Raw genomic sequence first — 18921 nt, 5'->3', positions numbered from 1 at the left:
ACAAGGCAGCAGGAGGAATGTTAGATGAACGAAGAAAAAGTGAATAAGCTATATCAAGACATAGGCAATATCGTAATAGAGACCATTCCGGAAGCGTGTTCTAAAGTTTATCTTTATGGTGAAGTTGTTGATGGTGCCCAAACAGCGTACTTCTATTATTATCCTAATAACAGTGATGAAATTATATACAGTCATGACATTCCTGAAATTTTTGCTGTAAGTGAAGAAGACTATGTTAAACAATGGAACAAATTATTAGACTGCATCCAAGAATTATGGAAAGTGTTTACCGGAAGTGAGAACCAAGAGCCATGGATCAACTTCACTTTAATTTTTAATCACAAAGAAACGTTTACGATTCAATTTAATTATGATGATCTTTCAGCCGCAGATTCCCATGCTAGGAAGACAATATGGGAATATGAATACCTTGGTATCTTGCCAAAAAGTAAGCTAGGACAAAAGCATCTAAAGAGATATCTCGAGGCTGTAAAAGATAGATAAAAAATGAACAGCTTATAGTGTAATTCATTATGTTAAATATACATATTTCAATAGGGAATGAAAGAATACTACAGAAAAGGAGTACATTCAATGGAAATAAAAAAAGATTCAATCATTTATCCATTACCATCGGATAATTTACTAGCTGAAAAGGAAGCGTTTTGGAGAGTGAAATTACCTCCAGACTATAAACAAATGATAAAAAGAAATAACGGGGCTTCTCCAGAAGCAAAAGCTTTTAAAGTGAAGAGTCATAGCTATGTATTAATAAGGTTTTTATGTATTCTTGAAGCCCCAGAGAACAATGAAGCCGGTACGTTTGATATTGATGTAACATGGACTCAATTAGAGGATTGGCTTACAGATGATGGAGATTTATTGGGAGTAGCTTTATTACCAATCGCGACTTTATTTGCAGGAGATTTTGTGTGTTTAGATTATAGAAATTCAAGAGATAACCCTAGCGTTTGTGTATGGGATCATGAAAATTCTGCTGAGCTTGAGCCGAACACGTACCCTGTTGCAGATACATTCAAAGAATTTTTAGCTATGCTTCATTAATCCGCAGCTAAAGTAGGGCATGAAAATAATTGTGGATTTTTTGAGGCTCTCATAGAAGTAGGCGTGATCAAATAGTAAATGTTGATTCAATTAATTATAAAAAGGGGATACAAATGAAGAAAATCGTAGAATTATTTCATGATATAGATTGTACGTTGTCTCCCATGATAAGTTTTTATAGCGCTTTATCAGATCAAAAATTTTTAAAAGTCTTACACTATTTTTCAGAGGAAACTGGTTATGGAAATGAGTACCACATTTGTACATTTTCAGACGACTTAGAGCCGTGGGAAGAGGGCTATGTTGAAAACGGCATTGAATTTCTAGACGGTACGGGTGACACTGACAAAAGTGTTATTGTCGATTATGAAACGTTTTTAACTTACTTGCACAAAATTTGCCGCGTATATATGGAAGATCATGCCCATGATAAAGAAAAAGTGATGGCTCTTTTACATAAAATCAAACAAAATCATAGTAATGAAGACTAGTAGGAGTATATAAAGAAGCAACGAATCGAGTCTTGCTATAGACAATAAGCTCCCCACACTACAGCGCATCACACCAAGCAGAGAGACGATATATTTTGGAGAGAATTCTACAAGGTAGAAAGTAGAGGGAAAACGAAAAATGGCAATAACTCAAATGACAAAAGCTATTAGAGGTGCTATAAAAGGTGGTCACTTAAATAAGGTAAGAGACTTATTTGAGAAAAATGCAGAAATGTTAACATGGATCACACCTTTTGGCACATGGCTACATGTAGCGGCAGCTCATGGTCATTTAGAAATCGTACAATACCTTATTCGTGCTGGAATCGATGTGAATGCACAAGGAGGAACTTTTTCTACCAATGCCTTAGAAAGAGCGGCTGCAAAAGGACATATAGATATTGCTAAGTATCTTATTAACCATAATATTGAACTTGATATTAGTGAACCAGATAGAAATCCGCTGTTTGCTGCCATATATAACGGTCATTTTGAGATGGTTAAACTGTTAGTTGAGAATCATATCAATATATCGATTACATACTCTGGTGAAAACATGAAAGAAATGGATGCTTACACATTTGCGATTGAACGAGGACAAATAGAAATTGCTGAATATTTAAAGGGAAAGTTGAAATAGATAATTTACTTAGCGAAAGCAGGTGTAATGATGGTAGGCTCAAGAAACCTTATGAATAGTATATGGTTTGGTGAAAAAACCACTTTATCTCAAGCTGAAATAAAAGAACATCTATTGAAAAGCCATACAGAAAGGGACATTTTATTTAATTTAATCGAGTTATATAAAATAGGGGATTTTACTCAAAAGCCGCTATTAATTCAATTGATGAACGGGACTCAAGATGAAGCGGTTTTGAATTTATGTATAAGGGTCTTTTTCGCTATCGCAACACATGACGACTTAAGAGATTCAAACAACCTGCGATTTCTTAGTAAAGGTACTGAAGAAACTATTGATACGTTTGCATCCGCAGCGATAACATCACTTTCTCTTGAAGTAGTTCCATATTTATTGGCTTTACTTGAAGACTGGAACGAAATTGACGATACGGCTATTATCATAAAGGATTCGCTTGATTTTTTCCTTGACTATGAAGCAAAAATTGGAGAAGAGGCGACTGTGGAGGAAATAGGAGACTATTATGTTGAGTATTGCAATGAGAATGATCCAGAAAGTTATTACTTTCAACAAAATTTAGCTTTTCCCGGAGACTTAGCAAAAAAATTAGTCCAAAGAGCGATGATTGCAGTACATAACGAAGAACCATTAAAGATGGAGTTGATTCCATCTTTATTATCCATTTTAACTGGGGAAAAAGTGCCTGGAGATTACCGCACAATTATGAATGCAAGCTATTATAAAAAAATGATGGAGTATATTGATAATCTTTCCATTAAAAACTGGGAAAAAGGACAAAAGTATTTTTATGGGTATAAGCTATAGAAAGCAACCTTACGTACTGTCCAAACGCAATATATTTGGCAACAAAATTAGTGAAAAAAGAAAGGGAAGAATAATTGAAAAAATTCATTAAAAATATAGGGGATAAAGTAGTCGTAGTTCAAGCAGAACACGAATTAAAAATGCAGGTTCAGAGTCTATTTCGTATCTTTGAAACGATAGAAAGAGAAAAATGGACTGACGGCTTTTCGATACAAATAGGGTGGTCGAACTTTATTGTTTCTGTAAAGAATGAAGAGTATTACATTCTTTCACCGGACTATTCAGGGAATCCCTTTGAGGATTATACAGAAGATTTAACGCTTGCTCTATGGGTGCAGTTGGAACAAGTTCACTTTTTGCGCAAGTTAAACATGAAAAATGGTGAAGGTGTCAGCTTTAGAGATAAAGTCGTGGTAGCTAAAAATATACTAGAAGTAGATAGTATTTACTTACAAAGAAGCGGCGGAGCTGAACGAGGAGATTCTGGCTGGTACATAGGGCCGGTAAATGAAGAAGATGATACAGAAGAGCTTGAGGCTTTTTATGTTTATCAATTATTAAAGATTCGTCCATCCCTTATTCAAGTTTTAGCTTTACCATATGAATATATGGTGATTTTTGAAAGAGATCAAGTGAAGGCAGTATTAAATGAAAGAGATGAAGATATTTTGAGTGGAGGAAGAAATGATACAAATTGACCCTGAAAAGCAAGTGATAATTGAGAAATATAAGACCAAAAGCGATGAATGCTTTGAAAATAATGATTACGAAACATCTATAGATTTATTGGTACAAGCTTGGGGTGAAATTCCACAGCCTAAAGGTTGATATCCTGACACTTGCAATATTGTACGGGATATTATTGATACATTTACAGTGATAAAGAATTACAAAAGCGCTAAGCAGTAGTTAATTTTGATATTGCTAATAAAAAGTCAGAAGGAAGATCGTTCGAAGGGCAAGATGTCAAATATATAAAGCTGCTAAAAGGATTATGAAGATGAAACCTTATTATTTCAGTAGGAAGATGCTGTAATGGAAATGAACGATCAACTTCACCAGCAAATTGTCAAGTTATGTGAAGAAGGTGATCGATTTGCTGAACTGCAACAAGTGAGTGAAGCGATTGCTTCTTATCAACGAGCACTTGAATTAGTTCCAGAGCCAAAGGAAGAATGGTCAGCGGCTACGTGGATTTACGGCACTTTAGGTGATACATACTTTTCAATACAAAACTATGAAGACGCTATACACAGCTTAGAATGTGCCTTAAATTGTCCTGAGGGGAAAGGAAATCCTTTTCTGTTGTTGCGGTTAGGGGAAAGTTTTTATGAGCTTGGAGAGTTTGAAAAAGCAAAAGCGTATTTGTACAAGGCTTATCAAATTGAAGGTTATAAAATCTTTTTTCAGGAAGATGATAAATACTTTAAGCTTATTATAGAGTTAATTTAAATAGAGAAAAATACAGTTTAAGTGAAGAGTAAAACCCTCAGTACAGCAGGCTATTGAGGATTTTTGATTTTAATGCATATGAGTAGGGCGTGTGAACCAATGTGCTGAAATAGAGTAAGAGTTTAATAGAGCACTATTTAAAAGAATATCCACATAATCCTATCTAAATCATTAGAAGAATTCTGGAAGGGATTTCAGAAGATTAAAGGAATCTCTCTGATACTATAAACTGGTGAAGAAGCCTTATGAACAAAAATATCTTAGGAGGTTTCTATGGATAATAAGGAAAAAGCAGTTAAAACCTATGATCTCATTAAGAATGGTGATACAGAACAAGCAAAAGAGATTCTGATTACAGATAAAACGCTGCTTGAGCTTATAACTCCTTTTGGAACGTGGCTACACGTGGCTGCTAGAGCTGGTAGTCTTGACATGGTAAAGTTCCTAGTTGAATACGGGATGGATATTAACATAAATGAAGGTGTACCAAAGTCAGCGCCAATTGCACATGCAGCGAGTGTAGGTGAATTTAGCATAGTTCAGTACTTATACGATAGAGGTGCAATGTTAGATGTAAGCGATTCGAGTAGAAATCCTTTATTTTCAGCGATTTATGGTGGTCATCTTGATATTGTAAAATACCTTGTTCAGAGTGGTATTGATATTACTGTAACATATACAGGGGATACGATGAAAAATATGGATGCCTATGAATTTGCGATTGAACGAGGACAAATAGAAATTGCTGAATATTTAAAGCAGAAGCTGAATGAAAAAGTACAAAAGAGAGTGCTTGAAGACCAATAAAATCGTATATAACAGGTCACAAAGCTAATAAAAGCCAGGAGGTCCATCTCATGCTAGAACCTATATATGCTGAAAACGTAATTGTCGGAGTGGTACATAAAAAGCAGTTTCAATGGTATGTAACCGATCGAGACCTATGGTACTTAGATTATGTAAAGTTTGCGCAAGCTTTTGAAAATGAAGGTGATTCAGCCGTTGACGAGTACATTGAACCTGAACGAAAAGGAATCGAAGTTCTTAGCAGTGAAAATGCTGAGCTTTTTTTAAAACGTATAGAGTCATATAAAGTAGATGCAGCTACTCTTTTAAAGCTGTTTGAAGATAAAATAGAAAGCGGAGATGGAGAAGACGTATTAGACTTTAGCCCTTCGTTTTTAGTGGACTTTGATCAAAAAACGTTCTACTCACTGTTTCCTGAACCGGCTTCATTTGAAGAATACGTTCCAAGAGATTGGAAAGGAATGTATGAAAACTTTACAGCTTTGATTCCAGAAACAGAAAAATATTGGGTGAATAAGGACGGAGAAAGTTTATTTGAGCTGTGAAGGTAAAAAGAAGCGTTGGTTTTAGACGAAGTGAAAAACGAACCATTAATCAACATGTTTGATTAGTGGTTCGTTTTTTTGATGGTGAACTTAGGTTTTATCTATTTAATTCCTTCTAGCAGTTGATTGGAGGACAAGACGAAGACTCCTGCGGTAAAAGCGGGATAGATGAGACTCCGCAGGAGCGCAAGCGACGAGGAGGCTCAGCGCTCGCTCGCGGAAAGCGAAGTCTTGCACGGAAATCAACTGCCGTGTCACAAGAGGTTCAGGTCATGTATCCCATTTGTTCGTCTTTAAATTGAATTCATTTCGTTATGTTTCAATCTCTTTTTTTAAAAAAGTTACAATGTCTTTTCAGCAGCTTTTTGATGCGCAAGAGAGGAAGGTTTCGTTATTTCCTCTTCATCGAAATCCATTTCTGGAGGAGGAAGCTTAAATCCTTTTGTAAGAAAAGTTAAGTATACAAGTCCTATGGCAGTCCAGATGCTTCCTAGCACTAAGGCGTGTTTATCCAGATTAATAAAGAGATAGAAATCAAGGGCTGCTCCGATAGCTGGTATAAGAAAGTAGAGAAGAAAACGATTCTTTTTTTCATTTTTTAACGTGAAGTAATAGTGAAAAATGACCGATAGATTTACAAAAATAAATGTTAAAAACGCTCCAAAGTTAATAAATGAAGTAGAAGTACTTACATCAAGCTTAACGGCCAGTAATGAAATGCCTCCTATGAATAAAATATTCAATAGGGGTGTTTTCGACTTTCGATGAAGATAACCAAATATCTTAGCGGGAAGTACGCCGTCTCTTCCCATTGCAAATAATAAACGGGCTCCGCTTGTTTGAGCAGATAAGCCAGATGCGAATTGAGCAATAATTAATCCAGCTAGAAAAATAGAGCTAAATAAATTGCCGCCGATCTGTACGGCAATTTCAAATGCTGCTGAATCAATATTTTTAAAAGATGTATAGTCAGGATGAACAAGCTGTAGAAAATAAGAAGCTCCAATAAAAATGATGCCTCCAATTAGTGTAATAAGAAAGATAGCTTTTGGCATTGTTTTTTCAGGATTAATGGTTTCTTCAGATAGAGTTGTAACAGCATCAAATCCTAAAAAAGAATAACAAGCAATGGAAGCTCCAGCGGCTACAAACGAAAATGTAAGATGCTCGTTCAAGAATGGGTTAAAGCTAAAGAGTGCAAAAGGTGATGAGCCTTTTATAAGGTATATAATGCTTAGTGAAATAAAAATACCGACTACGAGCAATTGAAAAATCATCATTAATGTATTGACGCTCGCCGCCGCTTTTAAGCCAATTATATTGATAACAGTTGTAATAAAAATAAAGGCTAGTACAAATGCCCAAAGAGGAATGCTGGGAAAAGCTGTATGTAAATAAACGGCTCCGATAAGCCAAATAACCATAGGAAGAAACAGGTAGTCTAGTAAAACAGCCCATCCAATCATAAATCCGATATATGGATTTATGGATTTTCTTGTATACGTATAAGCAGACCCTGCAATAGGAAAAGCTTTAGTCATTTTACCGTAGCTATAAGCCGTAAATAGCATAGCAGCTAAAGCCACTATATAAGCAGTGGAAACTAGTCCATGAGTGGTTTCAGCCAACAAGCCATAAATACCAAATACAATCATTGGAGTCATATAAGCAAGTCCAAACAAAACAATATGTGACAACTTCAAAGTTGGAACTGCTTGATTTCTTTTCGTTTCCATCTTTGCGCCTCCCTTAAAAATTGTTTTTAATCTTCTTATGTCTATTTGTACAAATCCGATCTTCTGTGCATAAGGTAATTAAGCTTCTGATCTTTTGATTCTTCTAAAGAAATAGCTACTGTCGATATTTGTTCCTTGCTACCCATTTTTAGAAGAACTTTTCCTTTACTGTTGACGACTGCGCTATGTCCAAAAAAGAATGTATCTTCTTCGGAGCCTATTCGATTGCATAGAGCAATTGGAAGTTCATTTTCCATAGCACGGCTTTTTAAATAGGTTATTTGATAATCTTCGTAAGGGCTCATGTTAGCAAGCGGGATGATGAGTAAATCCGCTCCTTTTATTTTTAAAGTTCGGGCCACTTCAGGGAATTCAAGGTCATAGCAGATCATTAATCCAATGATTCCGAATTTGGTTTTGAAAACAGGTAAAGTGTTGCCTGGGCGGAAGATTTCAGCTTCCCTGTCAAAAAGATGTGTTTTTTGATACGTACCAATTACAGCTCCGGTATCATCTATAAGAGCTGATGTAATATGATAATGCCCGTTAGCTGTTACTTCAGGAAAAGATATAACGGCGTGGATGCTGTGATTCCTGCAGCTTTGTTGTAAAAACTGTAAGCTTTCGCCACTAACGGATTCAGCTAGCTCCTTAATATCATCCCAAATAAAATAACCTGTTAAACAAAGTTCCGGAAAGACAACAAGGTCAGCCTGTTCGCTTGCAGCTTGCTTGATACAGTCATTTATTTTTCGAATGTTTTCTTTTTTATTGCCTCGTACAGGACAAAACTGAGCAATTGTAATATTCACTGTAAAATACCTCCTCATAATCGTTTTCACTATAAATACAAGCAAGAAGTGTGCCAACGTATTTTTTCAGTCAATTCTGATTTTTAATCTTTAAAAAGATGAATTTTTTCATTATACTAATAGGGAGAAAAAGAAAATAAGTCATATTCTGCTTATACGGTTATTTGGAAAGCTAAGATGATGATTTTTATCATCAATGATGCGATTTTTCATTAGAAACAATCGAAAGGAGGAAATGGATAATGAGGAATTCTTCAATAGGTACCCGCGAATCAATAGTAGTCATCATAAATCATGAAGGACGCATTGATACCGTATCTATCAATAATAAACAAACCAGTCACTTATCGCTGTTTCAAGAAAGTATGTTATTTGAAGAAGTTCAGTGGAAAAAGGTCTTTACTGCTGCTCCAAGTGGTTCTACTCAGTTATTAAGCACCTATGAGGGAAGAACCTATCTATTTACCCTCCACCTTGTCCAAGCGAACTCTTACATAAATCAAATCGTGACATTAGCGAATATATCTCAAAGCATGTTTACCCCTTATTCAAATGAAGGTCAGCATAAAACCGATGAGTTGATTATGGAATCATCTGCTATGAAACGAATTAGTAAAATTATTGAAACAATTGCTCATGTAGGCTCCACTGTTCTTCTACTAGGTGAATCGGGAGTAGGCAAAAGTCAAATTGCTAAATTTATTCATAGTACTAGTACACGTTCAACGCAGCCTTTTATTTCTGTTAATTGTGGTGCTATTCCAGAGAGTTTAATCGAATCAGAGCTATTTGGGTATGAAGAAGGAACTTTTACAGGCGGAAAAAAAGGAGGAAAAGTCGGCTTATTTGAAGCTGCTCATAAGGGAACAATTTTTCTAGATGAAATTGCGGAATTTCCTTTAAACCTACAAGCAAAACTGCTAGGTGTTTTGCAAGAAAACGCGGTGCGAAAAGTAGGAAGTACAGAGGAAAAAAAAGTAGATGTACGAGTAATTGCTGCAACAAATAAAAATTTACAGGAGCTTGTTGAGAAAAAATTATTTCGTGAAGATTTGTTCTATAGGCTTAATGTCGTACCGCTCACTATTCCACCTCTTAGAGAGCGAGAAAAGGACATACATATCTTAATTGATCATTTTCTTTTTAAATATAATACAAAATATCATCTTCGAAAAGAAATTAATGATGAAGTAAAACAAGAGCTTATCCAATATAAATGGCCAGGAAACATAAGGGAATTGCAAAACACGATAGAAAGAATTGTCGTCACAAATATGACTGAAAAAGAAGTGCTAGAAGAAAAAAATATACGTGAAAACGGTTGGTCATTTTCTCCTAAAGCACCAATGTCTTTGAAAGAAGCTAAAAGACAAGTAGAAAAAGAATTAATTTTAAAAGCTTACGGTGAATACAAAAGTACTTACAAAGTAGCAGAAGTATTGCAGGTTGATCAGTCTACTATTTCAAAAAAGTTAAAAGTATACAAAAAAGAAGGTTTTTAAAGAGGTGAAGGGATGCGTCAATTAAAAATTGCATTAGCCCAACTTAGAAGCAATTTGCATGATAAAAATAAAAATTTAAAGAGAGTTTTTGGAACGATGGAAGCGGCTAAAGATCAAGGTGCGGATTTTGTGTTATTTCCTGAATTATTTTTGACTGGTTTTTTGTTAAATGAACAGGTGGAGGAATTAGCTGAATCAGTAGAAGGAGAATTAATCACGAAAGTTAAAAAATGTGCTAAAGAATTACAAATAGGAGTTATTCTTGGTTTTCCGGAAAGACACCACTTTAAAATATATAATTCCGCTGTATTTATTAATAAGAAAGGTGAGATAGTAGGAACTTATCGTAAAATTCACCTTTTTGATCATGAAAATTCATATTTTACTTCTGGAGATAGTATACCGGTCTTTGATACACCTCAAGGAAAGTTTGGAGTAATGATTACATATGATATGGAATTTCCTGAAGTGGCGCGAATTCTAGCATTAAAAGGAGCCGAAGTCGTCTTTGTTCTTTGTGCGAACATGATTCCTTACGAGCATCATCAGCACGTTTATTTGAGGTCAAGAGCTTTAGAAAATCATATTTTTATTGCAGCTGCTAATAAAGTTGGATTAGAAGATGACTATGTTTATTTTGGTGAAAGTGAAGTTATTAATCCTAATGGGCGCTGTCTGTTTAAATCTCTTAATAATGAGGATCTTGCGATTGTTGACATAGACCTATCGTCTTCGGCAAGTTCAAAGGAAATTTTGAACTATTTAGACAATCGAAAGTCAGATTTATACAGAAGAGAAGGGCTATAAGAGCTCTTTATTAAAGAAAGCTGCTATTACTTTTCTACACCAACTAAGCGAGCAGTGTGGCTTGCGGAGCTTGCGTGAATGGTTTTCCCTATTTTTGTTGATGTTTGCACCCAATTCACTTCATCAGGATAATTTGTAATCACTCCGTCACTTTTTGTTTTCCACAAAAATGAAGCGGGAAGCCGCTTGGTTCCAGACCACGGTGATATTTTCATTCCGGCAGAATGGACTTGGTGGATAAGAGCAGGCGTTAGGATGTCATAAGACGGGTTAAAGTAAGTGGCAAAAGCGGCGAATTGCTGGATTGAATTTGGGCTTGCGTCTCGCTGTGAAGAAGTTAGTATCCCTATAGGAACGTTTGGGAGAAGCTCATGCATTTTTTTCATGGATGAAACGTTAAAAGACTGAACGATGACGTGATCGAGCTTTCGCTTGTTGATTTCAAAAGCTACTTTTTTTTCAATTCCAGGATAAAGTTCCGGGGCTTTTAACTCCATTAATATACCGATTTTCCCTTGAAATTCATCTAACACTTGTGAAAGAGTTGGAATTTTTTCATTCGCAAACGAATTGTCTTTCCAGCTTCCTGCATCCAAGCGCTGAAGCTCCGCGTACGTTAACTCTCGAATGTGTCCGCTTCCGTTTGTCGTTCGGTCTACGGTACGGTCATGCATAATAACGAGTACACCGTCTTTGCTTTGCTGCACGTCAAGTTCAATGTAATCTGCATTCATTTCTAGCGCTTGGTGAAAAGCAGCCATTGTGTTTTCAGGTGCGTAAGCGGAGGCTCCTCGGTGCGCGATATTTGTAAGTTTTTCTTCCGTGCGTGCAAAAGCAGAAGAGGCGATTGAACAGCATAATAAGGCGACTGCGCTTAGACCAGCTAAATATTTTTTCATCACGTTTCTCTCCTATGCGTTAGTATAGAAATAGCGTAACGAAAAAATGTGATGCTGATATAGAGAAAGTGTGTAGAAAGCGTTGACATTTCGTAAAGAAAAATAGGGATTTTTTCATGGCGATGTTTACAAAAAATGCGTAAACGAATAGGGATTTTAATCAAACGTTAAGGAAACAGCGCTATAATAAAAGGTGTGAAAAAAAGAATAGGAATTTCTTAGAAAATAGTTGTATAATAGGTGAGTCAGTCAATGAAAGGAATGGAACATGGATATTCAGTACATACATACGTTTACGATGCAAACGAAAGAGGAGTGCCGGACGCTTCAGCAAAAGCTAAAAGCACAAATTGATTTAACATCAGGCGTCAAAATGACGCATATACATAACTGTGCTGGTGTTGATGTTGCGTATTGGGAAGAAAACGGCATATCTTACGGAGCTTGCAGCATTGTAGTGGTTGATTATCAGATGAAAAACGTTGTAGAAAAAGTGCACAGTGTAGGAGAAGTAACGGTTCCTTATCTTCCTGGGTTTCTAGCTTTTCGAGAGCTTCCTTTAATTCTTGAAGCGGCTAAAAAACTTCAAATAGAGCCCGATGTGTTTTTATTTGATGGCAACGGATATTTGCACTACGAGCACATGGGAGTAGCTACACATGCTTCGTTTTTTCTCAATAAACCTACCGTTGGAATTGGGAAAAGCTATTTAAAGATCAAGGGACATGATTACGTTATGCCTGAAGATACAGAGGCTGCTTATGAAGATATTGTGATTGATGGCCAGGTTTATGGTAGAGTAGTAAGGACAGCCAAAGGGGTAAAGCCTATTTTTCTGTCGTGCGGAAACTATATTGATTTGGACATGTCATATCAGCTTATGATGCATTTTATTTCAAAAGAAAGTAAGCTTCCGATTCCAGTCCGCCTAGCAGATCTGCATACGCATGAGCTGAGGAAAAGGTACCGGCAGTCAACAGGGAAGTAAGCTGTTCATAATGAGTTCATAGTTTCCTTTTATACTGATGGTTGGAATATAGTAGTAGTGTAAAATTATTAAAGAATGAGTAAGGTGATTAAAGGTGAGTTCATTTATTACGAGTATTTTGGATTTTTTAACGAGCCTTGGCTATTTAGGTATTGCGCTCGGCTTAATGATTGAAATCATTCCAAGTGAAATTGTACTAGCCTACGGGGGGTATATGATTTCTCAAGGCATGATTAGTTTTCCAGGAGCAGTCATTGCCGGAATTATTGGCGGAACGATTGCACAGTGGTTTTTATATTGGATTGGAGCCTACGGAGGACGTCCGTTTCTTCAAAAATACGGCAAGTACTTATTTATTCATGATAAGCATATCGATCTTGCGGAAAACTGGTTTATTAAATACGGCGCGGGTGTGGTTTTCTCCGCTCGTTTTGTCCCGGTTGTTCGACATGCTATTTCGATCCCTGCAGGTATTGCTAAAATGCCGTTTTGGAAGTTTACGTCTTTAACCGTGTTAGCGATGATTCCTTGGTCGATTTTATTTATTTACTTAGGCGGAAAGCTAGGGGAGAACTGGGCGAACATTGAAGACGTAGCAAGCAAATATACGCTTCCGTTTGTGGTTGCGGCATTTGTGATTATTGTTCTTTATTTCGTATTCAAACGTACGCGTACAAAGCGCGTATAAGATCGTTTTTGGACTACAAGCATGGCGAAAAGCCATGCTTTTTTTGCATGCGCAACCAGAAGCTCTTTTATTTGCTCATGACTTCTTCAAGTGCTATTATTTTTCATACGCACTAAAAAAGGAGACGATTTAACGTGGTACAAGAAATTGTATTAAATGATACGCCTATTCAAATTTACAGCTATGAACAAGAAATTGTAAAAGGCAAAACAAAAGTTTCAGTTGATTTTAAGGTAACAAGTGAGGAATATCATGATATTACTACACTTTTATATAAAGGTACTTTTCATGTAAATGTCCCAGAAGAAGATCTGGATTTCCAAGGAACGATTCATCAGTACTCTACGTCTTTTACAAATTTATATGAAAAAGGCCAGGTAGGGGATTTTTCATTAAGTTTAATTGAAGTGAACGAATAAGGAGCAGATGCGTGATGAAAGTAAGTATACTTGACCAATCGCCCGTTTCATCCCATCAGACTCCAGCGGAAGCGTTAGAAGCATCCATGCAGCTGGCCAAAGCGGGTGACAAGCTTGGCTATGAGCGCTACTGGATTGCAGAGCACCATGATTTGTCTGGACTTGCCTGTTCGGCTCCTGAAGTGATGCTTGGCTATATCGGCGCACAAACTAATAGAATTCGAATTGGATCGGGAGCGGTGCTGCTGCCTCACTACAAGCCGTATAAAGTAGCGGAAACGTATAACATGCTCGCAACGCTGTTTCCAGGGCGCGTTGATTTAGGGATTGGGCGCGCGCCGGGTGGATCGGCTGAAGCAACAAATGCGCTGTCGGATAACTTCTTGCAGCAAGTATTTAAAATGCCTGAACTTGTTGAAGAGCTTCTGCAGTTTTTAGACGATAAATTTCCAGCTGAACATGAATACGCCAAGCTTTCAGCTTCGCCGCTTCCGCCTGTCTCTCCAGAACCGTGGCTGCTTGGCACAAGTAAAAAAAGTGCCGAGCTCGCTGCTAGAAACGGAATGGCCTATACGTTTGGACAGTTTATGAGTGAACAAGACGGTTCAGCTATTATTGATCAGTACAAACAGGCATTTCAGCCAAGGCGGAGCGGAGATCAGCCCTATGCAATTGTCACTGTATCGGTCATTTGCGCTGAAACAACCGAGCAAGCCCATCGCATCGCAACGAGCTCACTCGTATGGAAAATTCAGCAGGATAAAATGGAAGCAAAAGGCGTGCCTTCTATTGAAGAAGCGGCCAGCTATCCGCTTACAGAAGAAGAAGAGAAAAAAATGAAGAAGATGAAAGAAGCCATGATTATCGGAAATCCAGAAGAAGTACACGTCCGTCTTCAAGAAGTTCAAGCACGCTACGGAGCGGATGAACTCATGCTTGTCACCATTACGCATGATCCGGCTGACCGATTAAAATCATATGAGCTTGTCGCAGAGAAATGCAAAAAATAAGAGCCAAATGTCGGCTCTTATTTTTTATGCCCGTAATAGTACTCAAATAAGTGCTGAAATGCTTCTATAGCACGTAAAAAAGAAGCGGCGTCTTGGCGGTCTTCTATTAACCAGCACGTGGCTAATACAGAATGAGCGTATCCCCACAGTAAAATGCGTTTTTTACTTACGTTCAGTTCTTTTACAAATATATTGATTCGATGGTCAATTGCCTCTGCTACGTTTGTCTTAGGCAGATGATTTAAAAGAAAAGGGATAATTTCGTACTCTTTTTCTCCAATCAACCCTTTTGGATCAATTATTTTCCACGCTTCACCAGACTGTAAGATGTTATCATGATGCAAGTCTCCGTGAAGCAAAAAAAGCTGCTGAGAAGTCCGGTTTAATTCAGAGAAAACGGCTAGCGCGTGTTGAAGCGTTTCGGAAGAAAGAAAATCAATGCCGCTTGGATACATTTGTGTATACTCTCGAAGCTGCTTCTCTCTTTTAACGGCTGTTTCTTCGATAGTGGAGTCTGATTGAGGCATGCGCCACAGAGATTTCATGAGCCGAGCAGCGATTAACGCAGCCTCTTCTTTAGTTGATAAAGAGGAAAGCGGGCATCCGGGAGACAGCTTTTCAAGCAGTAGAATGCCTTTTTCAGCATCGCTGTCCACTATTTTTACCGTGTTCTCACCAGCTATTGCTGTCAGTGCTTCTTGCTCATGAAGCAGCTCTGAAGGCTCTACAAAGAGTTTTACAACTAGTTCGCTTCCATCTGCTTTGCGCGCAGGAGCAACAAAGTGGTAAGAAAGAGGGAAGTGACTGTGAATGGTGATATGCCATCGCTGTTCGCAGTAGCGAATCAGCTGAGGAAAGTCAGTTAGCCACTTTTGGCCTTTATGAGAGTGAAGGTGAGTAATTGTATCACAAAATGTTTGAGGCAACGTATGCATGCGTTTATCTCCTTTGTCGTTTCCAATTTTTTCTGATAAACTCATCATATACAGCCTACATAGAATCTGTAAAGAAGGAGGAGATCCTATATATGAAGACAAAGAAGGTGAAATCCCCTTGGGCTCTCGTTGGGTTTCCGGTTTATATCATTGGATTTTCACTTTTACTTGCTGAAGGCGCACCGGAATGGGTAGAAACAGTGAGTAAAATCATGATCGCTCTTGGAATCATTTTGCTTATTATTGCAGGAATTGATCTTAAAAAACGAAAAAAATCAGCACAAGCCTAAAAAACTGCCGTTTGGCAGTTTTTTTATTTGGAGAAAGGGTAACAGGATAACTAGATAAAAATGTTGAATTATTATTCTTTTTGATGTATAAATATAATATAGAAAGCAACGGTATTGAGAGGAGAATGAACGTGTCTTACGTAATAAAAAAAGAGGTTCCGTTATTTGAGCAGTTTGCTGCTTTGCATGAAGCGAGCGGATTACATAAAAGTAAAAAAGGCAATTATACAAAAGAACAGCTGTTTGAAGCGGCAGCCAACAGCTGGTTTAGAGTCGGTATTTATGATAATGAACAATTGATTGCATTCGGTCGTATGATTTCAGACGGAATTTACCAAGCGCTTATTTGCGACGTGATGGTTGATCCCTCGTACCAAAACAAAGGACTTGGAAAGCAAATTATTCAAGAGCTGTTGACGAAATGCCAAGAAAGCGGAATTGAATCGATTCAGCTGTTTGCAGCAAAAGGAAAGCATCATTTTTATAAAAAATTAGGATTTCAAGAAAGAGAAGAAGACGCGCCAGGCATGTCGCTTGTTATGTAAAAAAGCTCAGTGATCAATCATACTCACTGAGCTTTTTGTATTATGCCGTTTTTAAAACCGTACTTTTTTGGACTAAATTCCAAGCAACTTTTACTAAATAAACAACAAGCAAAACGTTTAGCATCGACGTAGCAAACATAGAAAACGGGTATGACGTGCTGTTTTGCATATTACTGTCGCCGTATAAAACAAAAAAAGTGTTCATAAAAATACTGATGCTAAATCCAAGGGATAAGTAAAGCAAGTTTTTGTCTTTTAAATAAATATAAGCCACTAAAGCAAGCGCTGCTGCTGGAAATAAGTAGCGTTCATGCATGCTTGAAGAAAACGTAAATACCCCTGAAATTTGAATAAGCGCTGCAAGAGCGGCGTATTTAAAGCTCCGTCCTTTTATATAAATAAGCCAAGAAAAAATAGTTGTCGCGACGATAAAAATAAGTCCCCACGTATGATAGCTGAAAAACAGCAGCGTTGCAGAGCTGTCTTTATAGTTTGCGCCTATTAAACTATAAAAGTTGTAGGCGTTAACAGAAGCATACGGGTACTCTCCAATGGTGGATGAAAATAAATCAATAATCCACGTTGGACTTTTTCCGACTGAAAAAGGCAATAAAATCACCCCAGCAGTGAAAGCCGCCGTTAAAGCAATGCCGAAGAAATGCTTCACTTGCTTCAGGCGAATGAGCTCGAAAAACAAAATAGGCAGGATAATAATCGCCTGCGGCTTCATTAAGACCGCTGCTGTAAAAATAACGGCCGACGCGTAAATTCGTTTTTCCGTAATCATTACAATGGCTAGGACAATAAGTAAAGTGAAAAATGAATCCACTTGTCCCCAAAACGTTGAATTAACTAAAATGGCCGGATTAAATAAATACCCAATTGCTAACAGGTATGCAAAAGAAGGTGCCAAGTATTTACGAGCTAAACGATAGAGTAAATAAGATGTGACAACATCTGCTAAAATAGGCGGAATTTTAATCAACAGCGAAAAATACTGCTGAAAATCCGGTAAACTGCCAACTTTCCCAACGATAAACAAGATATAAATATAAAACGGCGGATAATCGCTTCCGCTTTTAGCGTAGAAATTTGAAAAATGATTAGCCGCAACCGATGCCCAGTTTTTGAAAAGCGACGCATCCATATGAGAGCCTACCCACGGAATCAGTGCAATCCGAATAAATAAACCAGTGCCAAGTAATGACCATAAAATAACGCGAGAATGCCCTATCGAATGATGCCATTTCTTTTTCTTTACTAATCCGTAAACGAAAGCTTCTGCTATAAAAAAGCCCACCGTATAAAGAGCTAGCGGCGTTTCATAGTCTTTATTAGCTCCTTGACTTCCGGCACCGTTATCCATAGATAGATTATGAAAAGGCGTTACGTGTTCTCCGGAATTGCTGGGTGAAGCAGGACCGTTTCCTGAAGGAAGACGATGATCTCTTGAGTTATTATCAAGAGCAGATATACCATTCGTAATCTTTTTTAACTGATGACTTTCTTGAATTGAAAATAAATGTTCTTCTCCTTTATAGTGTGATAGTGAAACGATACTGAAAACAAATGCTAAAAGAAAAGCTGCAGTTACGATAAAAGCCGTTCTTTTTTGTAGTATGTTCATATAAAATCCTCCGATGACAATGTATCGAATAAGTAGTAGTGTGTCTCCATACTATAAGGGGAGTTGGTGAAAATAAAGTGAAACTTCTTTAATAAAGAGCGGAAGAGAGAGCATAAAAAAACAAGGCCTTAGAAGACCTTGTTTTTTATATTGCTTATAGTACAGCATCAAACTTATTTACTTTCCACTGTGAACCAGATTTATAAAATGTAACGGTGCGTTTTACACTTCCTCCGTCAACTGTTGGAACCGTAAATTGATAAGAGCGAACATCGGCGCGTTGATAAGTTAGTTTTGCTTTTGCTTTGTTCCACTCTAGCATGCTGAATCCGTCACCGACAGGACGAGCAAGCTTTCCATTATATGTGATGTAGCGATAATTTGTTAATCCTTTTTGAATAGCACTGTTTGTAAACGTTTCAGATAAGTAGCTTACTAGTTTGCTTTTTGTATTAAAATCTTGACAAAGATATGAGTACTGAGTGCCTTTATAATTAAATGTTTTTTGAGTACATAAATTACCTTTAGATCCATGAAGTGCATTCCAGAAATGGTTGCTTGCGTTTGCTGCAATTTTTACCGCATTAGTCGTTGATAGATTTTGTGATGCTGCTTGAGCTGTAACTCCTGTGCTTAGTGAAAAGAAAAGAGCAAGTGATGCTAAGATTATTCCAAATTTTTTCATTTCCATTTCCCTCCTACTCATTCATTGAAATATATGTAACATTCATGCTGTCAATATTACAATTGTTACATTTATATTACAATACTTCTTTAAAGAAATAAAGAGTATTTCTTATATATGTTTGAATTATTCCCGTATTTTCTTAAATAAAAC

At 37.2% G+C, this 18921-nt stretch carries 25 protein-coding genes; 19 read left to right on the top strand and 6 right to left on the bottom strand.

The window, feature by feature from the left end:
• Positions 1-24 precede the first annotated feature (24 nt).
• The 11 genes from ACMX9J_RS04280 to ACMX9J_RS04230 all read left to right on the top strand — a co-directional run bounded on the left by ACMX9J_RS04280 (position 25) and on the right by ACMX9J_RS04230 (position 6127).
• Positions 25-504 (top strand): immunity protein YezG family protein, encoded by a 480-nt coding sequence (locus ACMX9J_RS04280; protein WP_176343946.1) that lies wholly within the window; start codon positions 25-27, stop codon positions 502-504.
• 90 nt (positions 505-594) lie between these two features.
• Entirely contained in the window at positions 595-1065 is a 471-nt protein-coding gene (locus ACMX9J_RS04275) for an SMI1/KNR4 family protein (protein WP_257043059.1), read from the top strand.
• A 113-nt stretch (positions 1066-1178) separates the two neighbouring features.
• Positions 1179-1556 (top strand): ribonuclease toxin immunity protein CdiI, encoded by a 378-nt coding sequence (gene cdiI / locus ACMX9J_RS04270; RefSeq protein WP_033579206.1) that lies wholly within the window; start codon positions 1179-1181, stop codon positions 1554-1556.
• 139 nt (positions 1557-1695) lie between these two features.
• Positions 1696-2196: an ankyrin repeat domain-containing protein gene (locus tag ACMX9J_RS04265; protein ID WP_034269070.1), complete on the top strand. Its 501-nt coding sequence runs from the start codon at positions 1696-1698 to the stop codon at positions 2194-2196.
• Positions 2197-2226: 30 nt separating this feature from the next.
• The gene (imm47, locus tag ACMX9J_RS04260) at positions 2227-3021 is read left to right on the top strand and encodes an Imm47 family immunity protein (RefSeq protein ID WP_034269073.1); all 795 of its coding nucleotides are present in this window, start codon (positions 2227-2229) and stop codon (positions 3019-3021) included.
• 74 nt (positions 3022-3095) lie between these two features.
• On the top strand, positions 3096-3719 hold the full coding sequence (locus tag ACMX9J_RS04255; protein ID WP_034269076.1) for a hypothetical protein: 624 nt from the start codon (positions 3096-3098) through the stop codon (positions 3717-3719).
• Entirely contained in the window at positions 3706-3849 is a 144-nt protein-coding gene (locus tag ACMX9J_RS04250; protein ID WP_232217033.1) for a hypothetical protein, read from the top strand. Before ACMX9J_RS04255 ends, ACMX9J_RS04250 begins: the two co-directional genes overlap by 14 nt.
• Before the next feature lie 207 nt (positions 3850-4056).
• Complete coding sequence (locus ACMX9J_RS04245; protein ID WP_034269079.1) at positions 4057-4473, top strand: tetratricopeptide repeat protein; 417 nt, start codon at positions 4057-4059, stop codon at positions 4471-4473.
• Between the two features lie 273 nt (positions 4474-4746).
• Positions 4747-5280 carry an ankyrin repeat domain-containing protein gene (locus ACMX9J_RS04240; RefSeq protein WP_034269082.1) on the top strand — a complete coding sequence of 178 codons (534 nt, stop codon included), beginning with the start codon at positions 4747-4749 and terminating at the stop codon, positions 5278-5280.
• A gap of 50 nt (positions 5281-5330) precedes the next feature.
• Complete coding sequence (locus ACMX9J_RS04235) at positions 5331-5825, top strand: hypothetical protein (RefSeq protein ID WP_034269085.1); 495 nt, start codon at positions 5331-5333, stop codon at positions 5823-5825.
• Between the two features lie 122 nt (positions 5826-5947).
• Positions 5948-6127: a hypothetical protein gene (locus ACMX9J_RS04230; RefSeq protein WP_080974258.1), complete on the top strand. Its 180-nt coding sequence runs from the start codon at positions 5948-5950 to the stop codon at positions 6125-6127.
• Between the two features lie 39 nt (positions 6128-6166).
• Here ACMX9J_RS04230 and ACMX9J_RS04225 read toward each other — a convergent pair whose 3' ends face one another.
• Together ACMX9J_RS04225 and ACMX9J_RS04220 are read right to left on the bottom strand one after the other, a co-directional pair.
• On the bottom strand, positions 6167-7561 hold the full coding sequence (locus tag ACMX9J_RS04225) for an APC family permease (RefSeq protein ID WP_034269099.1): 1395 nt from the start codon (positions 7559-7561) through the stop codon (positions 6167-6169).
• Positions 7562-7602: 41 nt separating this feature from the next.
• Positions 7603-8373 (bottom strand): carbon-nitrogen hydrolase family protein, encoded by a 771-nt coding sequence (locus ACMX9J_RS04220; protein WP_034269102.1) that lies wholly within the window; start codon positions 8371-8373, stop codon positions 7603-7605.
• Between the two features lie 242 nt (positions 8374-8615).
• On the opposite strand from ACMX9J_RS04220, the gene ACMX9J_RS04215 reads away from it, so the two are divergent.
• Positions 8616-9875, top strand: a complete 1260-nt coding sequence (locus tag ACMX9J_RS04215) for a sigma-54 interaction domain-containing protein (protein ID WP_416225447.1) — start codon at positions 8616-8618, stop codon at positions 9873-9875.
• 12 nt (positions 9876-9887) lie between these two features.
• A complete protein-coding gene (locus ACMX9J_RS04210; protein ID WP_028413082.1) occupies positions 9888-10682 on the top strand; it encodes a carbon-nitrogen hydrolase family protein in 795 nt (264 codons plus the stop codon).
• 26 nt (positions 10683-10708) lie between these two features.
• Here the strand turns inward: ACMX9J_RS04210 and ACMX9J_RS04205 are convergent, their stop codons facing one another.
• Positions 10709-11581, bottom strand: a complete 873-nt coding sequence (locus ACMX9J_RS04205; protein WP_416225446.1) for a glycerophosphodiester phosphodiesterase — start codon at positions 11579-11581, stop codon at positions 10709-10711.
• Positions 11582-11849: 268 nt separating this feature from the next.
• Between ACMX9J_RS04205 and ACMX9J_RS04200 the strand changes: the two genes are divergently transcribed.
• From ACMX9J_RS04200 to ACMX9J_RS04185, 4 genes are all read left to right on the top strand, one after another.
• A complete protein-coding gene (locus ACMX9J_RS04200) occupies positions 11850-12569 on the top strand; it encodes an endonuclease V (RefSeq protein ID WP_416225445.1) in 720 nt (239 codons plus the stop codon).
• Between the two features lie 94 nt (positions 12570-12663).
• Entirely contained in the window at positions 12664-13257 is a 594-nt protein-coding gene (locus ACMX9J_RS04195; RefSeq protein ID WP_416225444.1) for a DedA family protein, read from the top strand.
• A gap of 134 nt (positions 13258-13391) precedes the next feature.
• Positions 13392-13676 (top strand): DUF3219 family protein, encoded by a 285-nt coding sequence (locus tag ACMX9J_RS04190; protein WP_014459792.1) that lies wholly within the window; start codon positions 13392-13394, stop codon positions 13674-13676.
• Positions 13677-13690: 14 nt separating this feature from the next.
• Positions 13691-14686 carry an LLM class flavin-dependent oxidoreductase gene (locus ACMX9J_RS04185; protein WP_416225443.1) on the top strand — a complete coding sequence of 332 codons (996 nt, stop codon included), beginning with the start codon at positions 13691-13693 and terminating at the stop codon, positions 14684-14686.
• A gap of 17 nt (positions 14687-14703) precedes the next feature.
• Here the strand turns inward: ACMX9J_RS04185 and ACMX9J_RS04180 are convergent, their stop codons facing one another.
• Positions 14704-15621, bottom strand: a complete 918-nt coding sequence (locus tag ACMX9J_RS04180) for an aminoglycoside phosphotransferase family protein (RefSeq protein WP_033579553.1) — start codon at positions 15619-15621, stop codon at positions 14704-14706.
• 92 nt (positions 15622-15713) lie between these two features.
• On the opposite strand from ACMX9J_RS04180, the gene ACMX9J_RS04175 reads away from it, so the two are divergent.
• Positions 15714-15911 (top strand): hypothetical protein, encoded by a 198-nt coding sequence (locus tag ACMX9J_RS04175; RefSeq protein ID WP_034269118.1) that lies wholly within the window; start codon positions 15714-15716, stop codon positions 15909-15911.
• A gap of 131 nt (positions 15912-16042) precedes the next feature.
• On the top strand, positions 16043-16456 hold the full coding sequence (locus tag ACMX9J_RS04170) for a GNAT family N-acetyltransferase (RefSeq protein ID WP_033579196.1): 414 nt from the start codon (positions 16043-16045) through the stop codon (positions 16454-16456).
• Positions 16457-16496: 40 nt separating this feature from the next.
• On the opposite strand, the gene ACMX9J_RS04165 is transcribed toward ACMX9J_RS04170, so the two are convergent.
• Together ACMX9J_RS04165 and ACMX9J_RS04160 are read right to left on the bottom strand one after the other, a co-directional pair.
• Positions 16497-18083: a hypothetical protein gene (locus ACMX9J_RS04165; protein WP_409405240.1), complete on the bottom strand. Its 1587-nt coding sequence runs from the start codon at positions 18081-18083 to the stop codon at positions 16497-16499.
• A 154-nt stretch (positions 18084-18237) separates the two neighbouring features.
• A complete protein-coding gene (locus ACMX9J_RS04160; RefSeq protein ID WP_014459798.1) occupies positions 18238-18774 on the bottom strand; it encodes an IseA DL-endopeptidase inhibitor family protein in 537 nt (178 codons plus the stop codon).
• Between the last annotated feature and the right edge of the window lie 147 nt (positions 18775-18921).

This window comes from Priestia sp. RMT2NF4, from assembly GCF_047872835.1.
Lineage (GTDB): Bacteria > Bacillota > Bacilli > Bacillales > Bacillaceae_H > Priestia > Priestia zanthoxyli.
The sequence above is the reverse complement of the archived record's forward strand: the minus strand, read 5'-3'. Positions and strand labels throughout refer to the sequence as shown.